Source organism: Paraburkholderia sp. BL27I4N3 (assembly GCF_003386115.1).
Taxonomy (GTDB): Bacteria; Pseudomonadota; Gammaproteobacteria; order Burkholderiales; family Burkholderiaceae; genus Paraburkholderia.
Map to the genome: position 1 here is coordinate 1,465,791 of NZ_QREJ01000001.1, position 22,364 is coordinate 1,488,154.

Sequence of the window (22,364 nt, forward strand, 5' to 3'; positions counted from 1 at the left end):
TCGTCGCGATATCGCCAGTGGTCGCGAGAAGTTGATCCTGACTAGCCAGCCGGACAGCCCGTCTAGAATCCTTTGCGCAGTTGCAGCCAGCAGTGCACCGACGTGTTGGCGTTCGCGCTAAGTATCTCCGGCGTGCGTCCGAACGGAAGCGCGACGCTCGCCGTCACCAGCAGCTTGTCAGGCCCGTTCCACTGCACGCTGAATCCCGCGCTGCTCAACTGGCCGGTGTTGGGCCCGGGCACGAACACATTCTTGAATTGCTGCACCCAGCCGGTATCGACGAATGCGGAGAACTGCCAGATCCCGGGGATAGCCTGGAAGGTCTCGTCGCGGCGGTATTCGAATGTCGCCAGATAACCGCGCGAGCCAGACAGCACGCCGACGTCGTAGCCCCGCACGCTATCCGGGCCGCCCAGATAGAACTGCTCGGACGTGTCGAGATTCTTGCTCGCCATCTGCCCGGAGAAGCCGAAGTAAAGCGCGTCGTTGCGCGTGAGCTGCTGGAGTCGCGATAACGACAAGGACAGCTTGACATAGTGACCCGCGGTATCTGCGCCCAGCTGATCGACGATATCGGTCTGTAAATTGTTGGCGGAAAGCACGCCCCAGGTCATCGCGAGGTGCGCATTGACCACGCCCATCGAATCGAGTTCGTCGCCCGCTAGGGTAGTCGTCAGACTGTTCGTGTGGCGGTCGTTCTGCAGGCCGATCACGTCGATGTTGTCGTTCAGCCGCCTGAAGTCGTATTCGAGCTGGCCGTAGAGATTGCCACGCGTGTTGCGGATCAGCGGCTGGGCGAGCACTACGCCGCCCACGAACGCCGAACCGTGCGACTCCAGTTCGGTGAGATCGCTGCCGAGATGATAGTCGAGCCCCGACACCGTGGCGCCCAGCGTCGTGCCTTGACCATTGAGCAGATAGCGGTAATCCATGCGCCCATACGTCATGCCGTGACCCGACGTGAGCGCGCTGAAATCCAGCAGATCGCCCTGATCGAACAGTCCGTTGATGTTCAAGTTGCCGCTGCCGCGCACCCGGCCGCTATACGGATCGCCGAAGTTGTCCACGCCCGCGTCGCCGGTCACGCGCTGCTGCGAGGTGACGTTGACCAGCAGGTCGGAGGTGCCCACCTGTTCGCCGGGCCGCAGTGTCGAGCCCACCACCGCGCCGGGAATGTCCTGCATCAGCAGCAGCGTGCGCTCCAGTTCGAATTCGCTGACCGGCTGCCCCGTCTGCAGTGCCGACAGCGTATTGCCGAGCACGCGGTTCGACACGCGGCTCTCATTATTCAACGACACTGCGCCAAAGCGCGCCTCGGCCACGTCGATGCGCACGACGCCGCTCTCGATGGTCTGCGCGGGCACATAGGCCGTGGCGAGCGGAAAGCCGTGCTGGTGATAGACGTCGCTGATGCGCTCGGCCAGCGCGTTCAGATCGCTTAGCGTGAGGTCCCTGCCTTCGCCTTGCGCCACCGCGTCATGCAGCAGGTTCGTAGGCAGTTCCGTATTGCCGGTGATGTCGATCCTGCGCACCGGGAAGGTTTTGGTGTTGTCCGCCGGTGCGTTTTGCGGCGGCTGGATCGTCAGATCGAGATTCGACGGGGGCGGCTGCAGCGAAGGTTGCGGCACCTGCTGAAGCAATTGACCACCGCCGTTGACCGCAGGCGCGCGGGCTTGTCCGTACGCGGCGAACGCCGCCGTGGCGAAAGCGATGGCTAGACAGAGTCGGGTTCTGCGCAGGCACTTCGAGCGGTTCTCGATCATGGTCTCGGTTCGAAGATGTCGTGGGTCGTGCGCGCGCGCGTGAAAGTTTGCGTCGTGTTCCCGCCGTGCTCCTTTGCGTTCCCGGCTCCCACGGGCGTCATCAATTCGGGGGCAGGCGCACACCGCCGTTGAGTACCGTGAGCGCCAGGCCCGGACGGAAATCCGGGCGCGCCACGTTGCGCTGATTGGGCACGTTTTCCTGCATCTGGTTGCCCGTGTAATGGCCCTGCGCGGTGGCGGCCGCGGTGCCGTACGGCGTTTCGATACCCGCGTCGCCCATCGGCGCCTGAACCGCCGCGAGCGTGCCCGGCGGCACCGGCGCGATCGGCGTAATGACGTCGGCGGTCAGGCCCGTGGGCTGCACGAGCGTGTAATTGCCGGCGTCTACGCCGCCGATCGTCATCGCGGTATGCACCGGCTTGTTGAAGCCCACGTTGGGATTGTTGAAGTACCCGACGCTGTCGTTGCCGAGCGTCACGCTGTCGTTGCCGAGCACGCCCTGCAGCCGGTCGCCTGACAGCGCGTCGTTGACGGTGCCGTCATAAGGCCGATTGGTCGTGCGCGTCCCGACCACCGTGAGCGTGGCGGGCGTGATGCTCACCCAGTCCACGCCGCCGAGGAGCGTGTAATTGCTGGCGAGCGCCGCACCGTTGCCGTTCAGTGTGTAGCCGCCCAGCCCGCCGGGCGCGAAGCCGCCCTGGTTGCCGACGTTTTTCGTCGCGAGCGTACCGTTGCCGGACAGCGTCAGCGTTTCGCCGCTCACGCCCTGCAGCACGCCGTTCGCGCCGAAGAGGCTTGCCGCCGCGCTCGTGCTCGCGTCGTACACGCGAGTGCCGTTGAGATCGAGGACGAACGGCGTGATGGACGCGGACGTGAGCGCCGTCGTGTTGAACGTGTAGTTGCCGGCATCGGCGCCGCCGGCCGAAATGCCCGCGACCGCGATGGGAATACCGTTGCCGGCGTTCGGCGTGACGAAGCTGGCCGATTGCGCGCTGAAGCTGACGTTGTCTCCGCTCAGCACGCCGCTGCTGCCCAGACTCACCGAAGCCGCGCGCGTCGCGTCGTACACCTTGTTTGCGCCGGTTGCGCCGACCGTCACCGCGAGCGGCGTAATGGTCACCCAGTCGACGCCGCCTGCCAGCGTGTAATTGCTCGCGAGCGCCGCGCCGTTGCCGGTCAGCGAGTAGCCCCCGAGGCCGCCTGCGGCGAACGGCTGCTGCGCGCCGGCATTGCGCGTCGAGAGCGTGCCGGTGCCCGAGAGCGTGAGGGTTTGGTCCGCCACGCCGTGCAGTTGGCCGCCGTCGCCGAAGAGGCTGGCGCCAGCCAGATTGCTGCCGTCGTAGACGCGGCTGCCGGTCAGGTTCAGCACGGCCGGGGTGATATTGGCGGAAGTGGTCGCGGCGGCGTTCCACGTGTAGTTGCCGAGATCGCTGCCGAGACCCGCGATGCCCGCCACGTCGACCTCGATGTTGTTGCCCGCGTTCGGCGAGACGAAGTTCGCACTGCCGGCTGTGAACGAGGCGGTATCGCCCGCGACGAGGCCGCTCACCGTGAGGCCGTTGAGCACCGCGGTGGTGGTGGCGTCGTAGGTCTTGTTCTGGGCGCTGGCCGTGATCGTGAGCGCGCGCGGGGTGATGTCGGCGCTCGTCACGATCACGCGGCTGCCGAACGTGTAATTGCTGATATCGCTCCCGCCGCCGTAGAGGCCGACCGCCACCGGAATGCCAGTGCCGACGTTGCGCGTGACGAAGTTGGCCGAGCTATAGCCGACCGACGCATCGTCGCCGGCCACGAGGCCGTTGACGGTAAAGCTGGCGAGTTGCGCGGCCGTCGTGCCGTCGTAGATCTTGTTCTCGCCGACGGCCGTGATCGAGATGGCTTTGGGCGTGATGTTGACTGAATCGCCGACTCCGCTGCCGAGTGTGTAGTTGCTGGACAGCGAACCGTTATTGCCCGCTAGCGTATAGCCTGCGAGGCCGTTCGCCGCGAACGGCTGCTGCGGGTTCACATTCTTGCTCGCGAGCGTGCCGCTACCCGAGAGCGTCAGCGTTTCGCCGTTCACGCCCGCGAGCACGCCGTTGTTTCCAAAGAGGGCGGCATTGGCACCGGTCGTGCCGTCGTAGACGCGCGTGCCTTGCAGGACCAGGATGTACGGCAGGATGTCCGCAGCGGTCGTGGCGGTTGCGTTGAAGGTGTAGTTGCGTGCATCCGCGCCGCTCGCCGAAATGCCGCTCACGGTGACCGCGATGCCGTTGCCCGCATTCGGCGTGGCGAAATTCGCGCCGCTGAAACCGAAGTTGACGGTATCGCCGGCCAGTACGCCCGTGGGCGTGAGCGTCGCGGTGGCGCCGGTGGTCCCGTTGTAGTAGCGGCTCGCCGCCGTTGCGCCGACCGTGACGGCCAGCGGATCGATCGTCACCCAGTCGGTTCCGCCCGTGAAGGTGTAGTTGGCTGGCAGCGCGCCGTTATTGCCCGTGAGCGCGAAGCCCGTGAGTCCAGTGGTCGCGAACGGCACCTGGGTGCCGGCATTTTTCGTCGAGAGCGTACCCGTGCCGGAGAGTGTCAGGGTTTCGCCGTTCGCGCCGGTCAGCACGCCGTTGCTGCCGAACAGGCCGGCATTGGCGCCGGCGGTGCTGTCGTAAGTGCGTGTGCCGGTGAGGTTCAGCACGAAAGGCAGGATGTTCGCGGTGGTCGTCGCGGCGGCGTTGTACGTGTAGTTGCCCGCGTCTGTGCCACTTTTCGCGATGTTGTTGACGGAGACCTGGATACCGTTGGCCGCGTTCGGTGTGGCGAAGTTTGCATTGCCGGGCGTGAAGCTGAAGTTCACGGTGTCGCCTGGCAGCACGCCGGTACTGGCGACGCTTGCCGTGGCAGCCGTGGTGCCGTCGTAGGTCTTGTTCTGCGCTGTTGCATTCACCGTGATGCCGAGCGGCGTGATGTTGCCCGTGAGACCGGCGGGTTGCGTGAGCACGTAGTTGCTGGCGTCGGTGCCGCTGATGGTCATCGTCGACGGCGTGACGGCCTTGCCGTTACCCACGTTCTTGTCGATGAACGTGCCGGTGGTGTCGTTGCCCAGCACCACGTTGTCGTTCGTGAAGACGCCGGCAAGGGTCGCGCCGCTCAGGGTGGCGGCTGTCGTGCTGTTGTAGACCTTCGTGTTGACCGTCGTGCCGATCACGCCGAGCGCCGCGGGGGTGATGTTGACCCAGTCGGTGCCGCCCGCGAACGTGTAGTTGCCGGGCAACGCGCCGCTAATACCCGTGAGCGTGAAGCCGGCCAGACCGTTCGCGGCAAAGGGCTGCGTGGCGTTCACGTTCTTGCTGGCGAGCGTGCCGGTGCCGGACAGCGCCAGCGTCTCGCCTGCGGCGCCCGTAAGCACACCGTTGGTACCGAACAGGTTTGCGTTGGCGTTGGTGGCCGAGTCATAGACGCGCGTACCCTGCAGGTTCAGCACGAACGGCGTGATGTTGGCGCTGGTCGTCGCGGTGGTGGTCGACAACGTGTAATTGTTTGCATCGGTACCGCCCTTGGCGATGCCCGACACCGAAATGGTGATGTTGTTGCCGACGTTTTTCGTGGCGAAATCGGCGGCGGTGTCGCTGAAGGTGACGTTGTCGCCCGGCACGACGGTAGCGCTCGTCAGGGCGACCGTCGCCGTCGTGTTGCCGTCGTAGACCTTGTTGTTGCCGGTGGCCGTGACCACGAGAATCGGCAGTGTCGAAATGCTGGCCGTGAGGCCGGCCGGCTGCACCAGCAGGTAGTTGCCGGCGTCCGTGCCGGAGACCGTCATGCTGGTGGTGACAGGCTTGTTGGTGCCGACGTTCTTGTCGTTGAACTGGCCGACTGTGTCGTTGCCGAGGGCGACGGTATCCGATCCCAGTACGCCTTGCAGCGTTGCCCCGGTCAACTGGGCGTTGGCGTTGCCGTCGTATGGCTTGTTTTGAGCAATGGTGTTTGCCACGGTCAGCGTAGCCGGCGTGACCGTCACCCAATCCGTGCCACCCGTGAGCGTGTAGTTGCTGGCGAGGCCGGTGCCGCTGCTGAGCGCGAGCGTACCGAAACTGGAGAGCGGCACCTGGGTGCCGACATTCTTGCTGGGGAGCGTGCCGGTGCCGCTCAGAGTCAACGACTCGCCATTGACGCCATTGATCGAGCCGCTCGGCGCGAAGAGGGTAGACGCGGCATTGGGCGTGGTGTCGTAGACCCGTGTGCCCTGCAGATTCAGCACGCGGGGCAGGATATTCGCGATGGTATTGGCCGTCGAGTCGACGAGCGTGTAGTTGCCCGCGTCGGCGCCGCTCAGCCCGATGCCCGTCACGGTGACGGGCAGGTTGTTCGCCACGTTGGCCTGGGAGAAATTGGCCGCGTAGCCGGAGAAGCTCACGGCGTCGGTGGTCACGAGACCGGTGCTGGCGAGGTTGACCTGCGCGGCGGTCGTGCCGTCGTACTGTTTGTCGATGCCGCTCGCCGTCACCCGGATCAGCGTCGCGGTGATGTCGGCTGTCACGCCCGTAGGTTGCGCCAGCACATAATTGCCCGCGTCCGTGCCGGAGATCGTCATGCTGGTACTCACCGGCTTGGCAGTCCCCACGTTCTTGTTGTTGAAGTTGCCCGTCGCGTCGTTTCCCAGTACCACGCTGTCGCTGCCCAGCACGCCCGAAAGCAGCGCGTTCTGCAAGGCGGCGGTGGTCGTGCCGTCGTAGACCTTGTTGAGCGCCACCGTGTTGAGCACCGTGAGCGTGGCGGGCGTGATGGTCACCCAGTCGGTGCCACCGGTCAGTGAATAGTTGCTCGCGAGTCCGGTGCCGTTGCCGAGTGTCAGCGTGCCGGGACCCGAAAACGGAATCTGCGCGCCGACGTTCTTGCCCGTCAGCGTGCCGCTGCCGGTGAGGGTCAGCGTCTCGCCGTTAACGCCGCTAACCTGTCCGGCGCTCGAGAACAGGTCCGCGTTGGCGGCCGTCGTCGCATCGTAGACGCGCGTGCCGGTCAGGTTGATGATCTTCGCCGTGATCTCGCCAAGCGTGCCGGTGGCCTGGGTCGGCAGATTGTAGTTGGACAGATTGGTGCCCAGTGCCGACGTGTAATCCGATGGTTCCAGCGTCGCGCCAATACCGACGTTCTTGCCCACGTTCGGCGAGAGGTAGCCGCTCGAGGCGGTTTGCGCGACCGTGGCGCTCTGGTTGCCCACCAGGCCCGTAATGGTGAAGTCCGACGCCCCCAGCAACACCGACGTCGTGCCGTCGTAAGCCTTCACGGGGTTGCCCGTGATCGTCACCGTGAGCGGCGCGGGCGTGATATTCGCGAACAGGTTCGATGGCTGCGCGACCGTGTAATTACCCGCCTGGGCGCCGCCCAGCGTGAAGCCGCTCGCGGTGACCTGGAGGTTCGTCCCGGCGTTCGGCGTGGCGAACTGGCCCGCCGCGCTGCCCGATGCGAGCGTGACGTTATCGGTGCCGAGCACGCCCGCGAGCGTCGCACTGCCACTGTTGATGGTGGCGGCCGTGGTGGCGTCGTAGACCTTGTTGTTAGCCACCGCGCCGCTGATGGTGAGCGGCGCGGGCGTGATGTTCGCAGTCAGTCCGGTGAGCGGCTGCAAAGTGTAGTTGCCTGCGGCGCTGCCGGACACGCTGAAGCCGCTCGCGGTCACGGCGATGCCGCTGCCTACGTTGGACTGCGCAAACGTGCCGGTCGTTGAGGTGTGGAGCGTGACGTTGCCCGCGTCGGTCGAAACCACGCCCGACAGCGAGGCGCTGCTCACGTCGAGGGTATCGGCGGTCGTCGTGTCGTAGACCTTATTGGTGGCGTTCGCGTTGATGACGTAAAGCGGCGCCGGGGTGATCGCGCCGGGACCGGAGGCGGACGTGGGCAGCAGATAGTTGCTGAGCAGCGTGCCGTTGCCCGCTGTGTAGTTGCCCGGCACGAGTGCGCCGCTCACGGTCCAGTTGCCCGCGTTGGCTTGGCCGTAGTTGAACTGCGCGGTCGGCGCGATGGTCGCGCTCTCGCCGCTCACCAGCCCGCCGACCTGCAGGTTGCCGCTGTTCACGCGCGCGATCGCGTCGCCGTTGTAGACCTTGGTCGGATTGCCGATGATCGTGACCGTGAGCTGCGCGGGGAGAATCGTGCCCGTTCCGTACGCGGTGATCGGGAACGAGTAGTTGTTCAGGTTCGTGCCGGCACCCGGGGTGAGGTCCACCGCGGCGAGCGCGGCGGTAACGCCCTGCGAGCCCGCGTTCTTCGTCGCGTACTGGCCGGTGATGGTGTGCGACACCGAGGCGCTGTCGGTGCCGACGAAGCCGGTGAACGTAAAGTCGCTCGCGGGAATCGTGGCGATCGTATTGCCGTCGTAGGTCTTCGATGGATTGTTCGTGATGGATGCCGACAGTTCGCCGTTGACCGGACGTTTGACGATCGTGCCCATGCCTGTGGCGAGGACCGGCAATGCGTAGTTGGAAAGCAGCGTGTTCGGTCCGGCCGAGAAGTTGCCCGTGGTGAGTGACGTGCTCACGCCCTGGTAGCCGACATTCGGCGTCGCATAGGCGCCGGTTGTCGGCGAGGGGCTCAGTGCGATGGACTGGCCGGGGATTGGACCGAGTAACTCGTAGTTGCCGGTGCCGAGCGAAGCGGTATTGTTACCGTCGTAGACCTTGGTCGGATTGTTGATGATGTTTACTTCGACGGGCGCGGGCGTGATGATGCCGGTCGATGACGTCACGACAGTGGGAAACGTGTAGTTCGACATGGACGTGCCCGCTGCCGGCACGAAATCCGACGGTCTGAGCGCGGCGGTTATGGCAATGCCCGTGCCGGCATTGGGCGTGGCGTAAGTTGCCGAATTCTGGCTGAGGGTCGCGCTCTGGTCGCCCACGAAGCCGGAGATCGTGTAGTTGGACTGGGTCAGCGAGGCGTTGGCGCTGCCGTCGTAGACCTTGGTCGGCGAACCGATAAAGGTGATCGTGAGCGGCGCGGGCGTGATGTTCCCGGTAAGGCCGGCAATCGCGGCCACGGAATAATTTCCCGCCGCCGAGCCACCCAGCGTGAAGCCGTTTGCCGAGACCGGCAGGCTGTTGCCCACGTTGGACTGGCTGAACGTCCCGGTGGCGGTGCCCGTCGCAAGCGTCACGTTACCCGCGTCCGCGGGCACGAGTCCCGAGATCGTGGCGCTACCGAGGTTGAGCGACGCTGTGGTGGTGGCGTCGTACACCTTGTCGTTAGCGCTCACGCCGGTAATCGTCACGGATTTCGGCGTGATGTTGGCGGCGAGGTAGGCCGGCACTGAAATTTCGTAGTTGCCCGCCTTGGCTCCCGTCAACGTGAAACCTGACGGCACGACCGAAATCTGGTTGCCCACGTTGGGCGAAACGAATGTGCCCGCCGCGCCGTTCGTCACGAGCGAAACCTGTCCGCTGTCCGCGCTAATCACGCCGAATAGCGAGGCGTCGCTTGAATTGAGCGTGGCAGCGCGCGTTCCGTCGTAGACCTTGTTGTTGGCGATCAGCCCGCTGATCAGAAGCGGCGCGGGCGTGATGGTGCCGGTCCCAATGGCCGAGGTCGGCAGCGTGTAGTTCGCCAGATTCGTGCCACCGTTGGCGACGAAATTGGTCGACGTGAGGGTTGCGTTGACGGCGATGCCCGTGCCGGCATTGACGCTCGCATACGACACGGAGCTTGCCTGATCGACGCTCGCCCCCTGACCAGCGACGAAACCCGTGAAGCTGTAATTGCCGGCCGTGAGCGGCGCCGAGGTGGTGCCGTCGTAGACCTTCGTCGGGTTGCCGACAATGCTGGCGGTGAGCGGCGCGGGCGTAATGGTGCCGATGCCCGCCGACGCAAGGCCTCTCGCCTGGTAACCGTAAGCCGGAATGCCGCCCGACGTGTTGACGACGACGCCTGCAAACGTCGTCGGCGAGTTGACCGTGATGCCCGTGCCCGCATTGGCGTTCGCATAGGTACCGGTTGCGCTGGCAATGACGTCGCCATTGACAAGTCCGGTCGTCTGCAGATTCGCGCCGGTCAGGGGGGCGGCGTCGGTGCCGTCGTAGACCTTGGTCACGCTGCCGGTCAGTCCCGTGAGGGTGATGGTCGGCGCGAGGCTGTACAGGAAGCCGTTGCCCGACGCCGCGGGCGTGGTGCCGTGAGGCGCGTTGTACTGGACGAAGGAGGGCGCGAGTCCGCCCGCGGTGTCGAGCGTCGGGTTGGTCGAATAGATTCGCCAGGCCGCCGACGTACCCGTGCTGAGCGCCGCGCTGCCCGCGTTGTTGACAAAATTCGCGCCGGTCGCCAGCGTGACGCCCGCACCGCCCGTGATCGCCGCGCCCGCCGCGATGGTCAGGTTGCCGGTGCCGGCCTGCATGGTCACCGCACCCGCGCCGGCCACGGATGCGTTCACGTTGATGGCGTTGAGCGCGTCCAGCGTCAGGCTCGCGGACGCGTTGGTCCAGCTGATCGCCGAATTGACGTTGATATCGCCCGCGCCCGTCGTCTGCTGGCCCGCGCCCGACGCACCCGACGCCGTGGTCTGCTCGACGACGTTGGTGCCGCCGTTTAGCGTGCTGGAGATCTGGCTGGCGGCGGTGGCTTCGATGGTCAGGTTGGTCGGGTCGACGAGCCATGTGCCCGCGCGCCCGGACGGCGCGGCTGCCGTAATGTGCGTGTCCGGTGCGATGCTGAAGTGCGCGGCCGAGGTCTCGATCGAGCCGCCGTTGCCGCCGTTCGGCGCGCTGGCGTCCAGCGTGCCGCCCACGTTGACCGAGCCCGCTTCCATGCCGCCGAGCAGGACGATCTTGCCCGCGTGGTCCTCGACGGTCTGCGCGCGGATCTTGCCGGTGTTGTTCACCGCGCTGGCGAGCAGTGCGTCTTTCGCCCCGGCCGTCATGATTACCTGCCCGCCGTCCGCCACCAGCAGTTGCCGGTTCTCCGCGAGATTGTCGAGCGTGCTTGCGTCCACCTGGATATGAACCAGTTGTGAACCGTCGAACGTGAGCGTGGCGGCGCTCCCGGCGGCCAGCGCGATCGTGCCGAGCCGCGCACGCACGATGCCCTGATTGGACACCCGGTTGCCGAGCAGGGCGACATAGCCGCCATCGGCCGCGACGATGGTCCCCTGATTGACGATCGAACCTTTGCCGTTGCCGGAGAAACGGCGGTTATTGCCGTCGAGCGTGCTCGCATCGGGATCGAGCGTGGAGGCGACAATGCCGCCGACGTTCACCCGCGCCGAGGGCCCGAACAGCACGCCGTTCGGATTGATGAGCCAGACCTGACCGTTGGCGTTCAGGTGTCCGAAAATCTGGCTGGCCGTGCTGCTGGAGATGCGATTGACCGCGAGTGCGCTCGCTCCCGGTTGAATGAAATTCACCGTCTGGCCAGCGCCGACGTCGAAACTTTTCCAGTTCAGTTGAAGCGTGCGGCTGCCCTGCTGGATCGTGGTCGTGGTTGCCGACTGGCTGATCGAGCCGACCCCGGAAACGATCTGGCCGCCCGTCGGGGCGCCCGCGGCAAATACCACGCCCGAGCACAGAAACAGCGTCCACGCAATGACGAATGCCGCGCCGCGTCGCGGGCCGCGTGTCCGGTGCGTGCCGCTGCCCGAGCATCGGCTGGCGAGTTCCGACGCGACGACCCATTGTCCGAGAGACCGGTTCCAGCACAAGCGGTAGATGTGGTTCATGGCATCGCCCAACTTCGGTGGGAGAAGGAACAACCCTTCCGCGGCATCGAGGCCATCCCGACATGGAACCGCGACGCGGCGTGCCGGAAACCCACACGTTTAAACCCACTGGCCATATTCAAGGCGCTTGATCCAGTGGCCCATCCCCTATTTTTGAATCATTCGCCGGCGTTTGGCCATACGGAGAAAGGGCAATGCGTAAAAACGCATGCCGTTCACGTACAACACCGCCTCGATCCATTGACGCGAAAAGAAATGGATATGGCTTGAATTCTGCGTAACCCGCGAAAAAATACGGGCCGTTGCTAACGAAATATCCGGCTCACTCAGGTCAGAAGTACGCCTGAGTCGGTCTGGAGTTTCATATATCACCGACGTGGCCTGCCGGAACCATTCCGGCGGGCCTGCGGGACGTTTCTCCCATGGAGGGGGGCGACCGAATCGTCATCCCGGTGAGCTATTGAGCAAAGAACCAGCTTTCACCGAATCAATGACCACTCAGGGCGGCGAGCCTCGCTGCATCGCCCTTGAAATCGCGTTCAATAGATCTTGCGTCACGAATGGCTTGATCAACAGTTCCTCGCCACGGGCCTTCTCGATCGCAGCGCGCGTCGCCTGACTGTCGTGCGAGGTAATGAACACGGCAGGCGGGCGCCGGTGACCCAGTTGCTCGTAAAGTCGCGGACCAGACAAGCCGGGCAGTTGAACGTCCAGCACGAGGCAGTACGGCCCCTGTCCGATGCTGGCGCCCAGGAACGCTTCCGCGCTCTCGAACTCCAGCGTGTCGAAACCCGACACACGCAGCAGGCGCTGCAACGCGCGACGCATGCCGGCATCGTCTTCGACGACTACGATCAACTGTCCGGTATCTTTCATTGGCCACATCCCTTGCGTCAAGTATCGCGCGTGGCGCAATCCGACGCTATCGGGGTATGGGGCAATACGGTTGCCCCTTGGGGCAGATACGGATCAACCCGGCAGGGGAGCACGCACCATCGGTTCAGCCCGTCTGACGAGATCGGCGAGCGAGCGTGCCTGTAGCTTACGCATCAGGTCGGCGCGGCACGACTTGACGGTTCGCTCGCTTAAGGCCAGTTCGGCGGCGATCTGCTTGTTGAGCCGGCCTGCCACAACGCCACGCAGCACGACCTGCTCGCGTTCGTTCAGATCGACGGTGCTGGCTTCTGCGCTTTGCCGAGCGAGCGAAGATCCAGCAGACACAGTGGCAACCGCGCTTTCGATTGCGGCGAACAGCGCTTGCGAATCGATTGGCTTGAGAAGGAAATCGCTCGCGCCGGCCTTGATGGCGAGGACCGTAGCGGGAATGTCATGGTGCGCGCTGATGAACACGATCGGTATTGGCTTACCCAGCCTTTGCAGGGCGTGCTGCAAATCCAGCCCGCTCGGGCCAGGTAGCTCCAGGTCCAGCAGCAGACATCCCGGCAACGCGTCGGGCGCGGCCACGAGAAACTCCCCGGCGCTCGCGTAGGTTCTCGCTGTGAACCCGGCATGGGTCAGTAGCCGCATTAACGCGGTACGTATCGCATCGTCGTCGTCGACCACGTGAACGACGTATTCGGCCTGATTACTCACGGATGGCCTCCTTGTGACATGTGCCTGACTTCGAGAGTCACGCCGGCGCTTTCGAATCTGGGCGCAACCCGCGTCATCGAGCGTTTCGCCGCCGACGGCAGCCACACGGTGAACACACTGCCGCCGCCCTCCCGGGCCGCGGCTGAGATGCGCCCCCCAAGACTCGCGACGATGGTGCGGACGATGGACAGCCCCAGCCCCATGCCATGCGGTTTGGTGGTGTACAGGGAGTCGAACACGCGCTCTTCGGCGCCAGCCGGAAAGCCGTGTCCCCGATCCGCTACGGTCAGTTCGTGGCCACCTTCTACCGCCCGCGTTGCGATGGACAATACACGGCTGCCGGCTGGCGTGTGCTCCATCGCATCCATGGCATTGATGGCGAGGTTGAGAAAGACCTGCTGTAGCTGCACGCGGTCGCCCAGCACGCAGGCCTCGTACGCCGCCGGATCGGACTCGATGACGATGTTGCGCCGTCGGGCTTCGGAGCAGAGTAGCGCGAGCGCTTCTTCGACCGCCGAATTCAGGTCGAGCACGACCAACCCCAGGGAGTCTTTTTGCAATAGCGCTCGCAATCGCTGTACGACCTGATGCGCGCGCAGCGCATCACGGCGTATGTCGGCCAGAATGGAGTGAAGCTCGCTGTTCGCAGGCGCGTCGGACAGGATCATTCCGGCCGCGTCGGCGTTACTGAAAATCGCGCCGAGTGGCTGTCCGACCTCGTGAGCGATCGACGCGCTCAATTCGCCTGCCGCAGCGAAGCGCGCCGCGCGGGCCAGTTCGCCCAGTCTCAGCCTGACCTCGTCTTCGGCGCCCCGGCGGCGGCGCCGCTGCCAGAGCAGAGCGGCGATGGTGAGTGCCTGCAGCAGGACCACCGCAAACGCGATCAACGCGATTCCCCGATATTCCCGCCAGAGCGAAGGAGGTATGCCGATCAGTTCGCAGTCGTCGGGCAATGCATCTGCCTGTAGCCCAAACCGTTCGATGGCCCCGACGTCGGCGATGCAACGGGAAGGGGCGGCCGCCGTGGTGGCGCCCTGCGACGGCACCTTGCCGAGCAGAATCGACGCGGCGAGGGTGCCGATGAGACGTCCGTTGGCCTCGAAGGTGAGCATCGATCCTGCCGCGAGGCCATGCCCAAGGTACGTGGGATACCAGCCGTAGATGGGGGCGTTCGATGCTTTCGTCATTGGGGCGACGACTTCGTAAGGAAAGAAGGTTCTTCCGGTGCGGTCCCGGTACATCGTCGTGTAGAGCACGGCCGTGTCGCGGTCAAGCTTTGCCAGGCGTCGCTGCAATTCCGGTACAGGCAAACCACTCCAGACATCGACCGCCCACTTGCGGGACCGGTGCGCGCGCGCCGTATCGACGGCGCGCTGCGCGAATCGAAGATCCAGCTTGCCCACACCCGACACCACCACCAGATGCCGCGCGTTCGGCTGCAGCCTTTCCGCCAGATCCAGCGTGCCGTCCATATCGAAATGGACCGGCACATACGCAAACCCGGGCGGAATATCCTTTTGCTGTGTGTCGGCGACACTGGAAATCAACACCGGCGCATCCGGCCAGATATCGCTGTGATAATTCCTGGTGAAATCCAATGCGAAATCGGCTAGACCGATCACAATATCGACTGGCTGACCGTGGTACTTTCTTTTCAGCAGGGCCAGAAAATCCGGCATCAACGCTGCGGACTCGAATCGCAGGTCGTCTAACGGATCGGTATAAAATTCCACGCCGTCCGGCGCAGCCGCAACAAGTGAGCTGCGTATTGCACGAATCTGTTCCTGGGCGGCAGGCTGCGTTGGGTCGGCGCCAGGCAGAATGACAACCCGCCAGGGATGTGCCGCAAACGCGCACGTAGATAACCCGAACATCAGAAGCAAAAGCCAGCGCATAGCCCCATTGCGCACAGTGACACACTGCATGCAATGGGCTGCAAAGTTCCTTGAGGCGCTTTCCTCTCTCATGGTATCTGCGAAGCCTAGCGTCGCGGATACTATGCCAGACTACCTGATAATCCGAATAGAGATTCGTAAAAAAATCCGATAAAGACAAAATCGTGAAATCAGGATTTACCGACTCTATCTATCGTCCGGATTTAAATAGGTAAAAATAACCCGATAGATTACCCAACTATGCAGAATAGATCGGAAATTCGCGAGCCGAGTAATTTACTGGCTGTTAAAGCGGGCGACGCCATCATTTGTGAACTACCAGATTCCGGGATGCAGACATCAGGGTTTGGGCAGCGATTGCGCCAGGCTGATGAGATTTTGCGGCACCACCCTGATAACGCCGTTGCGCGGACTGTCGATGTCTGCAATCAGCATGAACGAGAGGGACACGGTGATAGGCATGATGAATAAGAGGCGGCTTTTGCCCTTCGTATTTTCCGCACCGTAGCCCACCAGCACGTTGGAGAACACGCCAATCGTGATCATCAGGATCCAGGCGGCAACCGGAATGCGATTCCACCATGCTGCCTGGGTGTAGCCCTGCGCGTTGATGACGTCGTTCATGCCCGCCACCGCGAGGGCCGTAATAGGAGATGCCTGGGCGGTGGCGCCGTCTCTCGCCGCGATCCACAACCTGCCTTGCAGCTCCGCGGTGGCCGCGTCGATCCGCTCGACACGTTGCAGGTCGCGAGTCTGGTAATACTCGAGGCGCAAGGCGAGGTAGTGGCTCAGAAGCGAGCGAACCGCAGTGGCCTGGGCCGTCGGCAGAAGATCCGCGCGCAGGAATTCAGTCCCGATAGCATTGGCTTCTTCTTCTTCATAATTTTTCCGCTGATCGTAGCGGCCTACCGCCATTGAAAGGCTGAAGCCGATAACCAGCGCGAGCAGCGTCAACGTGGCGGATTGAACCAGCTTGAAGTCGTCTCGCGAATCGTCGGCGATCGGCATGCGCGGCCGTAACACGACGTTGCCTATCCAGCCAGCCGCCGACATCAGCGCAAACACCACGACGAACAGGATGATCGGATGCCGTATGAGTTGTTGCATGTATCGCTCCTTTGAAAGCGCTGCCCGCCCGGTGGCGTTGCCCGGTCCGGCGAATCGTGACGGCCGGAACGGACGACGCACCGCGCTTCAGCCGTGGCGTGCCGACGCTTCAACAGGACGGCCGGTAGCGTTGCGAGTCGCGGAAATGCGGTGTGCGACTGCCGCGTCGCATCCGAACGGCCGCCGCCCGTCCGCTGCATAAAGGATGTCCTCCGAAGGGACGCGACAATCGAAACGACAAACCTAGCGGTAACGCGCGGTGGGGCCGTCCCGGGCTGGCTGGCGCTCGCAAGCGCGCTTCGTGGCACAGTGACGCATTAGTTACGCTGGGCGCAGTGGACCACAGAACATGGCTTGCCGTTATGATGGCGAAACCGTCCGACCACGGCGGCCGCCATCGCGATGTTCGTGTCCCTCTGTTTCAGCGCGGCCGGCGCAAACACTGCATCAAGTTAGTACGGCGCATTGACAACGACGTATTGCGCGCCCTGTGGCTGATACCAGGCACTGCCGCACTGCTGGTAAATCATGCCGCCGTAGTTCACGGGAACGCAATTGGGCGGGACCGAACGCACGACCGACCCCACGATCGCCGAGGTGACCGCGACCGTCGCCGTTACGGCCGCCGCCGTGGCGATCGGGTGGTAGTCGTTGTCCCAGCCGCCATGGTGATAATCGTCATGGTGGCCGCCGCCGTTCGCATTGACGTTGACATTGCGATTAACGTTGACGTTGTTCACGCTGGTGTTGCGGACATTGTTAGTGCGCTTGTCCGCGTGGGCGTTGTTTAACTGGGCGCCCCCTCCATGTGCTCCACCCCCATGCGGCGCGCCACCCCCTCGAGCTGCGCCCCCACCATGCGCGCCCCGTTCCATATGACCGCCGCCTCGCCCCGCTGCGTCGGCTAACGATGGGGTGCAAAGGGCCACGCACGCACTGACAAGGACAGGAAACAGTAACCGGTTCTGCTGAATTCCGCGCTTCATGGCTTACTCCTTTTTCTCGCCGACCGGGACAAGCTCGACCTTCTTCGAACCTTCCGGCGCCCGGAAGGTGAACACGGAGTCCTTGAAGGTGGGCGAGGTCGTCCAGTCCACTATCGATACCGACTGCGGACGGGCATCGTCGTCTCGCCGCGTGATCACGAGCTTGCGTGGCAGGGGTTTCGCGCCTGTCGTGATCCAGATCTGCCAGTCGACATCTTTTTGCCGGAACGCATAGTGATCGCACACGTCCGAACCGATAAAGTCCTGGCCCGCGAACATCGCCGACTCGAACTGGTCGGTCGGCGCGTCCGGCGTGCCCCAGACGAACAGATCCGCCAGCGGGAATTCGACGCCATAGCGATCGCGCAGCCGGTCAATCAGCGCAGAAATATTGCCGTCGAACGCGACGCTCGAGTAGTACTTCTGCGCGGGCGAATAAAGCGTGACCGTTTTGCCATCGAAGACGATCTCCCGTTCGCTTCTCGCGCTGCTCATAACAGCGCGAATCCGGTTTGGCCTGTCGACCAGTAGCTCCGCGGTGGCGGTATGCTGGAGTTTCTGTCCGTCTTCAAGCACCCGCTCACCGGTCAGGTCGATCGAGACACTGAACCGTTTGAGCGATTGCAAATGTTCCCCCATCTTCTGGAGTGCCTGAATAGCCGCCGGGTCCACCGGGGCTGTGGGACTGCTCGCCGCGCTCGCTGGCGCGGTCTGCGCCTGAAGGTGGGGCGCGAGGATCGTCCCGGCCACCATGAACATGGCTAAAACGCGTTTTTTCATCGTGCTCTCCCCAATTTGTGAGAGAAAGCCGCCCGAACTGGAAGGTGTCGGCGGCAGGTGTCTGACGGCGTTCCACAAGATGCTTGCGGACCGTAATGTACTGACCATCCCTGTGAAAGGAACGGACTGACTCTGATGTTGCCCCACGGGGCATCGGATTGCTCCGCGTACCTGGTGACGGGCAGGCGCATGTGCGGAAAATTCATCTTCGCAAGCCTGTGCAGGCAGTCAGCGCAAGCTGTTCGGCAGGGCTTCTGTCTGCGGCAGGCATCGATCGGCCCCACCCGGTTGATGACACGGGTAGGCTCATAGTGGATGGAAGGCTGCCACAGTGACCGCCCACCGTGCCAGCAGAGGCCTGAAGAGGCGTACACGCCACCGACGGATGAAATTCTCCTGGCGCCATCTGCAGAGCGTGCTCAGGCGTGAATCTGAATCACACCTCCGGTAGCTGGCAAGCGTAGGCATCGAATCACCTTAAATCTTCAGTGGCGTGACTTTTGTTCCGGCCAGTGAAACATCGGCCATCAGCCCTCCGTTCGTGAGTACGAATACCTCGACCGGTGCAGTAGCCGTGGTCGTGTCGACGGCGCCGTTCGCACCGACTTTGATCAGTGCAACGGATGCGTCGCCGCCGGCCGACCAACCTGCCGAGTTACGGAAACCATCCAGCGATTCCTGCGTCATGAACAGGAAGATGATGGCTTTGGATTGGGCGCCCGCTTGCAGTCCGAACGAACCAGACAGCGTGCTGTAGTAGCCCGCGGCGTTGCCGTTGACGCGCAGTGCGCCTTCGCCATACTGTCCGCCGACAACGAATCCCACCTGCAGCACCGACGGGAAAACGAGTACACCGCGTGCTTTCGCTACCAGTTCGTGTGAGCCCTTGACGCTTGAATATAAGTGAGACATGGTTCCGTCAACGCTCGCGTCAATCGACTGACGCTTGGACGCATCGGTGGCCGCAGATGAATTAGATCCGGACGATGTGGTACAGCCTGCCAGCGTGAACGCAACAAGCCCGAGCGAGGAGGTGGCCGTCGAAAGGAAGTGTCGTCTTTGCATTGAAAGTTCTCTGGTGTAGTCGAATGGTTGTCTGAGCCAGGTCTGACGCGAACAGCTTTGAGGTTTTTGTACTATGTTGGTACTGAAAAATCCATGATGGCCGCGAGCACGCTGTTTCTATCAAGTCATGCGCCATGTCTTCTAATGTGAAGAAAACAGGACAGATCGTCTTCCAGGCCCGCAATATTCCGGACCCAGTGCACAACGGGAGCTTAGCTAAATCATCTCACTATTCAAATTGCCCCGAAGGGCAATTTCATTGCCCCGCACCCTTATAGCGCCGACGCGAATACAGCACGATAATTCGATCGACGATTCATTGAGGTGTGATGCCGCGTTCAACTGCCGATGAAAGCGAACGCGAAGACGACGCAAGCATGGAGCTACGAGTAAGTTCGTTCGACGACCAGGCGACATGTTCCGAGGCCGACGCGATGTGCGGGGCGCCCCCTGGCCGAGCAGCCTATCTCCCATTCGGGGAGCGTGCGGATGTGAGCATAGGAATCGTAGGCACACGTGTAAACGTCCCTGGGCTGGCGAAGGGACAGGCCACGTATGCCGTAAATTGGTGGAATGTCTTCAGGCAGGTCGTGCGACAGATGTCGGTCGGTGGCTGCCGACTTGAATCATGACGGCAGTCGCTCAAGTTATCCGTTTGCGATGCTGTCTGGATTCCTGAAGTAGCGGTCGATGATTGTTCACAGTGCGACGTTAATGACCAAGCTCGCCATTGCTTGAGCTGTTGATCACGCCATCCATGGTTGGCCAGTTTGAGGAAAAGTGTGGCGCTTGTCCCCGGGATGTTTTGAAAGCATTTTTATATCAGATACTCATTCTACGGCTTGGCTGGTCGGAACCGGCCAGTTCGCTAAGCTCGCGAAATATCAGTATCGCAAGCGGATCTGCCTCAAAGCGTCTCGGATTACGTTTAGTCCTGGTGTTCTCACAAAGCGACGGGCGCGACCAAGGAACTGGCCATGGGCCTATCTGAAGAAAGCAGTGCCGGCGAGCATAACCTTCTGCCCGAAATCTCCGACCTCGAGCTTTCTCTTGTGCGTGACGACGTCGGTTTCCGGATTCAGAAGCGACTCGGCCTGATTCCGGTCAAAGGAATGGGAACGGCGAGGCGCGCAGTTATTTTTGCGGCCATCAGCTGGTTACCGCTTGTAATATGGTCATTGCTGACCGGACGCCTCGGAGAGGGAGTCGGTCACGACAGTTTTTACTCCCACTTCGGCATTCATGCCCGATGTCTTATCGCAATTCCCATGCTTGTGATTGCGGAAGGCATTGCGCAAAAATCAGTCCCGCCGTGGTTGTGTTACTGTGTCGAATCCGGTCTTGTGCCCGCTGACAGGATCCCGCAGTTCAGGGCGCTGGTCGCGAGCATAGTGCGTATCAGGGATAGCGTGTTGCCGTGGATTGTCATTTTCGGCCTCGTCGTCGCATGGGCCACTGCGGGGGCGGTCTTTAACCGCCTCGAAGACATATCCTGGATGAACGACGAAGGCGCAGCGGCTGGTCTGACATTCGGCGGCTGGTGGTTCGTCATTGTGATCAGACCACTTTTCACTGCTTTGCTACTAGCGTGGCTATGGCGAGCCTGTCTGGTGTTCATTCTGGTCCGGAAGCTTTCCCGTTTTCCTCTCTCGCTCGTTCCGAGCCACCCAGACCGGATGGCTGGACTTGGTTTTGTCGAAAGACTAACTTTCATCTTTAGTCCGGTTGCGTTTGCCATATCAACGGTCGCGGCGGCGTCGTAGACCGCAATAAATTTGTCACTACTTCGCGAGTAAATCTGTCACTTCACAGCGCGTCGCCCGGACGGCTAAGTAAATCATCTTAAAATCAACAGCTTGCCAAAACGAATTAATTGTGTCACTGGCTAGTCTCTATGCAGGTGTCACCGCCGGCCGAACCGAGGCGCAATCGGCGACTGATAGCGATGCGGTCCTGCCGGCGCATCGCAGACGTTGTCGAGAGCAGCGAAAGCCGCCCGTAGCTGTAGTGCGAATGGCACCAGCCACATCGAAACGGCGCTCCGATCACGCCGGCGTTTAATATGTAAGGCGTCTCACCGTTGCAATGCGGACAACGCGTCTGGAGCGATTGGTGATGCGCCGGACAGAGATTTTCATCCTCACGCTGGAACAACACGCTGTGGTAGCCGTGCGCTGCGCACTGTCGGCAATACCGGAAGACCTCGTGATACCGGTCATGCGGCGCGGCGCCAGACAACGATGCACTCAGCATGCTCGAGGGCACGCGGAGCATGCGGCACAACCGCTTCAGGTCGATGGCGTCCCGCACCGGCGCCCAGCCTTCTTGTGGATCCACTTCGGGACTGATCAGATGGAGCAGGGCGTGGCCGGGGAGCGCGTTGGCGCAGGCGAACTTCCACAGAATCGAGACAAGCGATTCGCCAGGCATCAACAATCCGAGGCTGAGGGCACTGCCTCGCGCGAGCGAGATTCGCCACTCGTCAAATGGCAGAATCGGAAAGCGTGGGCGCTTGATCGCCGCGGCGTTACGCCGTGGCAAGCGTGCGTCCGGTGGCATGGCGGGACTGAACGTAGCCGCAGTGGTGCACTGCGTAGGTCCACAACGCAGCCTCGGGACAATAACCCGGCGCGTCCTTTAGCTCACTTTCCTTAAGCACAATCTCGATGGCGCGCACGAATGACTCCATCGGGATTTCGAGCTTACCCGGCAGACTCGCTTTGTGGTGTGCAGCCTCGAACGCCTGCCATAACAGGCCCGCGTCGTCTAATAGCCGATAACCGGCGTCGAATGCCTGTGGGACATAAAAACGCGTGAAGGTCCATGGGGTGCCCTCCGGATACGCGGTCTGATCGTAGCCGTTCATGCAGGTGGCGACATCCTGTGCGTTGCCGATGCCAGAGAAAGAGAGCTCTTCGACCATTAAACGCGCAACGATCTGCGTCTTGTGAGCAATCTGCAGACTGGTCTTCTGTGCGAGCAACTCCTCCTGACCAACGAGGAAAGTAAACAGCTTGATCTGCTGCCGGTCGAGCGCGTCGTGTACGTCACGCAGCCACTCGTACTCATTCTCGTTGTAGCGCTGCGCCTCGTCGCAAAAGAGCAATACCGTACCACCGCCAGAACGGGCGACCGCCTCGCGAATCCTCAACGACAAGCGCAGCCGCTTGGACGGGTTGGAGCCGGCGTTTGGGTCAGGATCTCCGACCGCCTCAATCAGGTTGGCAAAGAACGGCCCTTCGGCGTGGCGCGGTTTGTGTTCGCACTGCGCGTGATAGCTGGTTATCCGGGAATAGTTGTGGGCGAGCAGCAGTCGCACGTATTCGATCGCGCGGGTCTTGCCGATCCGCGATGGTCCATAGATCAGCGCACCCGTGATCCGGTAGTGCAGACATCGGGCCACGAGATCATAGAACGCCTCAATTGCTGGGGTGGCAATCCGATAGTTGCCGGTGGCAAGCGGATGCAGCAACGGATCGATAGGACGCGGTATCTGAAGCGACATGGT

12 protein-coding genes are annotated in these 22,364 nt (G+C 62.7%); 1 reads left to right on the forward strand and 11 read right to left on the reverse strand.

What is annotated here, in order from left to right:
* Positions 1–62 precede the first annotated feature (62 nt).
* From B0G71_RS06685 to B0G71_RS06725, 9 genes are all read right to left on the reverse strand, one after another.
* On the reverse strand, positions 63–1,763 hold the full coding sequence (locus tag B0G71_RS06685) for a ShlB/FhaC/HecB family hemolysin secretion/activation protein (RefSeq protein WP_116140574.1): 1,701 nt from the start codon (positions 1,761–1,763) through the stop codon (positions 63–65).
* A gap of 100 nt (positions 1,764–1,863) precedes the next feature.
* Positions 1,864–11,430 carry a YDG domain-containing protein gene (locus tag B0G71_RS06690; protein WP_116140577.1) on the reverse strand — a complete coding sequence of 3,189 codons (9,567 nt, stop codon included), beginning with the start codon at positions 11,428–11,430 and terminating at the stop codon, positions 1,864–1,866.
* A 498-nt stretch (positions 11,431–11,928) separates the two neighbouring features.
* Complete coding sequence (locus B0G71_RS06695; RefSeq protein WP_181916727.1) at positions 11,929–12,306, reverse strand: response regulator transcription factor; 378 nt, start codon at positions 12,304–12,306, stop codon at positions 11,929–11,931.
* Positions 12,307–12,399: 93 nt separating this feature from the next.
* Complete coding sequence (locus tag B0G71_RS06700; RefSeq protein ID WP_116140581.1) at positions 12,400–13,023, reverse strand: response regulator transcription factor; 624 nt, start codon at positions 13,021–13,023, stop codon at positions 12,400–12,402.
* Entirely contained in the window at positions 13,020–14,918 is a 1,899-nt protein-coding gene (locus tag B0G71_RS06705) for an ATP-binding protein (RefSeq protein ID WP_181916728.1), read from the reverse strand. Before B0G71_RS06705 ends, B0G71_RS06700 begins: the two co-directional genes overlap by 4 nt.
* 339 nt (positions 14,919–15,257) lie before the next feature.
* Positions 15,258–16,025 carry a hypothetical protein gene (locus tag B0G71_RS06710; protein ID WP_116140585.1) on the reverse strand — a complete coding sequence of 256 codons (768 nt, stop codon included), beginning with the start codon at positions 16,023–16,025 and terminating at the stop codon, positions 15,258–15,260.
* A 452-nt stretch (positions 16,026–16,477) separates the two neighbouring features.
* Positions 16,478–16,765 (reverse strand): hypothetical protein, encoded by a 288-nt coding sequence (locus B0G71_RS06715; protein WP_404935322.1) that lies wholly within the window; start codon positions 16,763–16,765, stop codon positions 16,478–16,480.
* 249 nt (positions 16,766–17,014) lie between these two features.
* Positions 17,015–17,869 carry a DUF2092 domain-containing protein gene (locus tag B0G71_RS06720; protein WP_258875505.1) on the reverse strand — a complete coding sequence of 285 codons (855 nt, stop codon included), beginning with the start codon at positions 17,867–17,869 and terminating at the stop codon, positions 17,015–17,017.
* A gap of 399 nt (positions 17,870–18,268) precedes the next feature.
* Positions 18,269–18,856 (reverse strand): YSC84-related protein, encoded by a 588-nt coding sequence (locus B0G71_RS06725; RefSeq protein WP_116140591.1) that lies wholly within the window; start codon positions 18,854–18,856, stop codon positions 18,269–18,271.
* A gap of 977 nt (positions 18,857–19,833) precedes the next feature.
* Here B0G71_RS06725 and B0G71_RS06730 point away from each other — a divergent pair.
* Complete coding sequence (locus B0G71_RS06730; protein ID WP_116140593.1) at positions 19,834–20,619, forward strand: hypothetical protein; 786 nt, start codon at positions 19,834–19,836, stop codon at positions 20,617–20,619.
* 115 nt (positions 20,620–20,734) lie between these two features.
* Here B0G71_RS06730 and B0G71_RS06735 read toward each other — a convergent pair whose 3' ends face one another.
* On the reverse strand, positions 20,735–21,286 hold the full coding sequence (locus B0G71_RS06735) for a hypothetical protein (protein WP_147308657.1): 552 nt from the start codon (positions 21,284–21,286) through the stop codon (positions 20,735–20,737).
* Positions 21,287–21,383: 97 nt separating this feature from the next.
* Complete coding sequence (locus B0G71_RS06740) at positions 21,384–22,361, reverse strand: ATP-binding protein (RefSeq protein WP_116140597.1); 978 nt, start codon at positions 22,359–22,361, stop codon at positions 21,384–21,386.
* Positions 22,362–22,364: the final 3 nt, after the last annotated feature.

What these genes read in the sequence shown, in the direction of transcription:
- B0G71_RS06685 (WP_116140574.1), bottom strand. Translation starts at nt 1,763, where the DNA reads ATGATCGAGAACCGCTCGAAGTGCCTGCGCAGAACCCGACTCTGTCTA.
- B0G71_RS06690 (WP_116140577.1), bottom strand. Translation starts at nt 11,430, where the DNA reads ATGAACCACATCTACCGCTTGTGCTGGAACCGGTCTCTCGGACAATGG.
- B0G71_RS06695 (WP_181916727.1), bottom strand. Translation starts at nt 12,306, where the DNA reads ATGAAAGATACCGGACAGTTGATCGTAGTCGTCGAAGACGATGCCGGC.
- B0G71_RS06705 (WP_181916728.1), bottom strand. Translation starts at nt 14,918, where the DNA reads ATGCGCTGGCTTTTGCTTCTGATGTTCGGGTTATCTACGTGCGCGTTT.
- B0G71_RS06710 (WP_116140585.1), bottom strand. Translation starts at nt 16,025, where the DNA reads ATGCAACAACTCATACGGCATCCGATCATCCTGTTCGTCGTGGTGTTT.
- B0G71_RS06725 (WP_116140591.1), bottom strand. Translation starts at nt 18,856, where the DNA reads ATGCAAAGACGACACTTCCTTTCGACGGCCACCTCCTCGCTCGGGCTT.
- B0G71_RS06730 (WP_116140593.1), top strand. Translation starts at nt 19,834, where the DNA reads ATGGGCCTATCTGAAGAAAGCAGTGCCGGCGAGCATAACCTTCTGCCC.
- B0G71_RS06735 (WP_147308657.1), bottom strand. Translation starts at nt 21,286, where the DNA reads ATGCCTGGCGAATCGCTTGTCTCGATTCTGTGGAAGTTCGCCTGCGCC.
- B0G71_RS06740 (WP_116140597.1), bottom strand. Translation starts at nt 22,361, where the DNA reads ATGTCGCTTCAGATACCGCGTCCTATCGATCCGTTGCTGCATCCGCTT.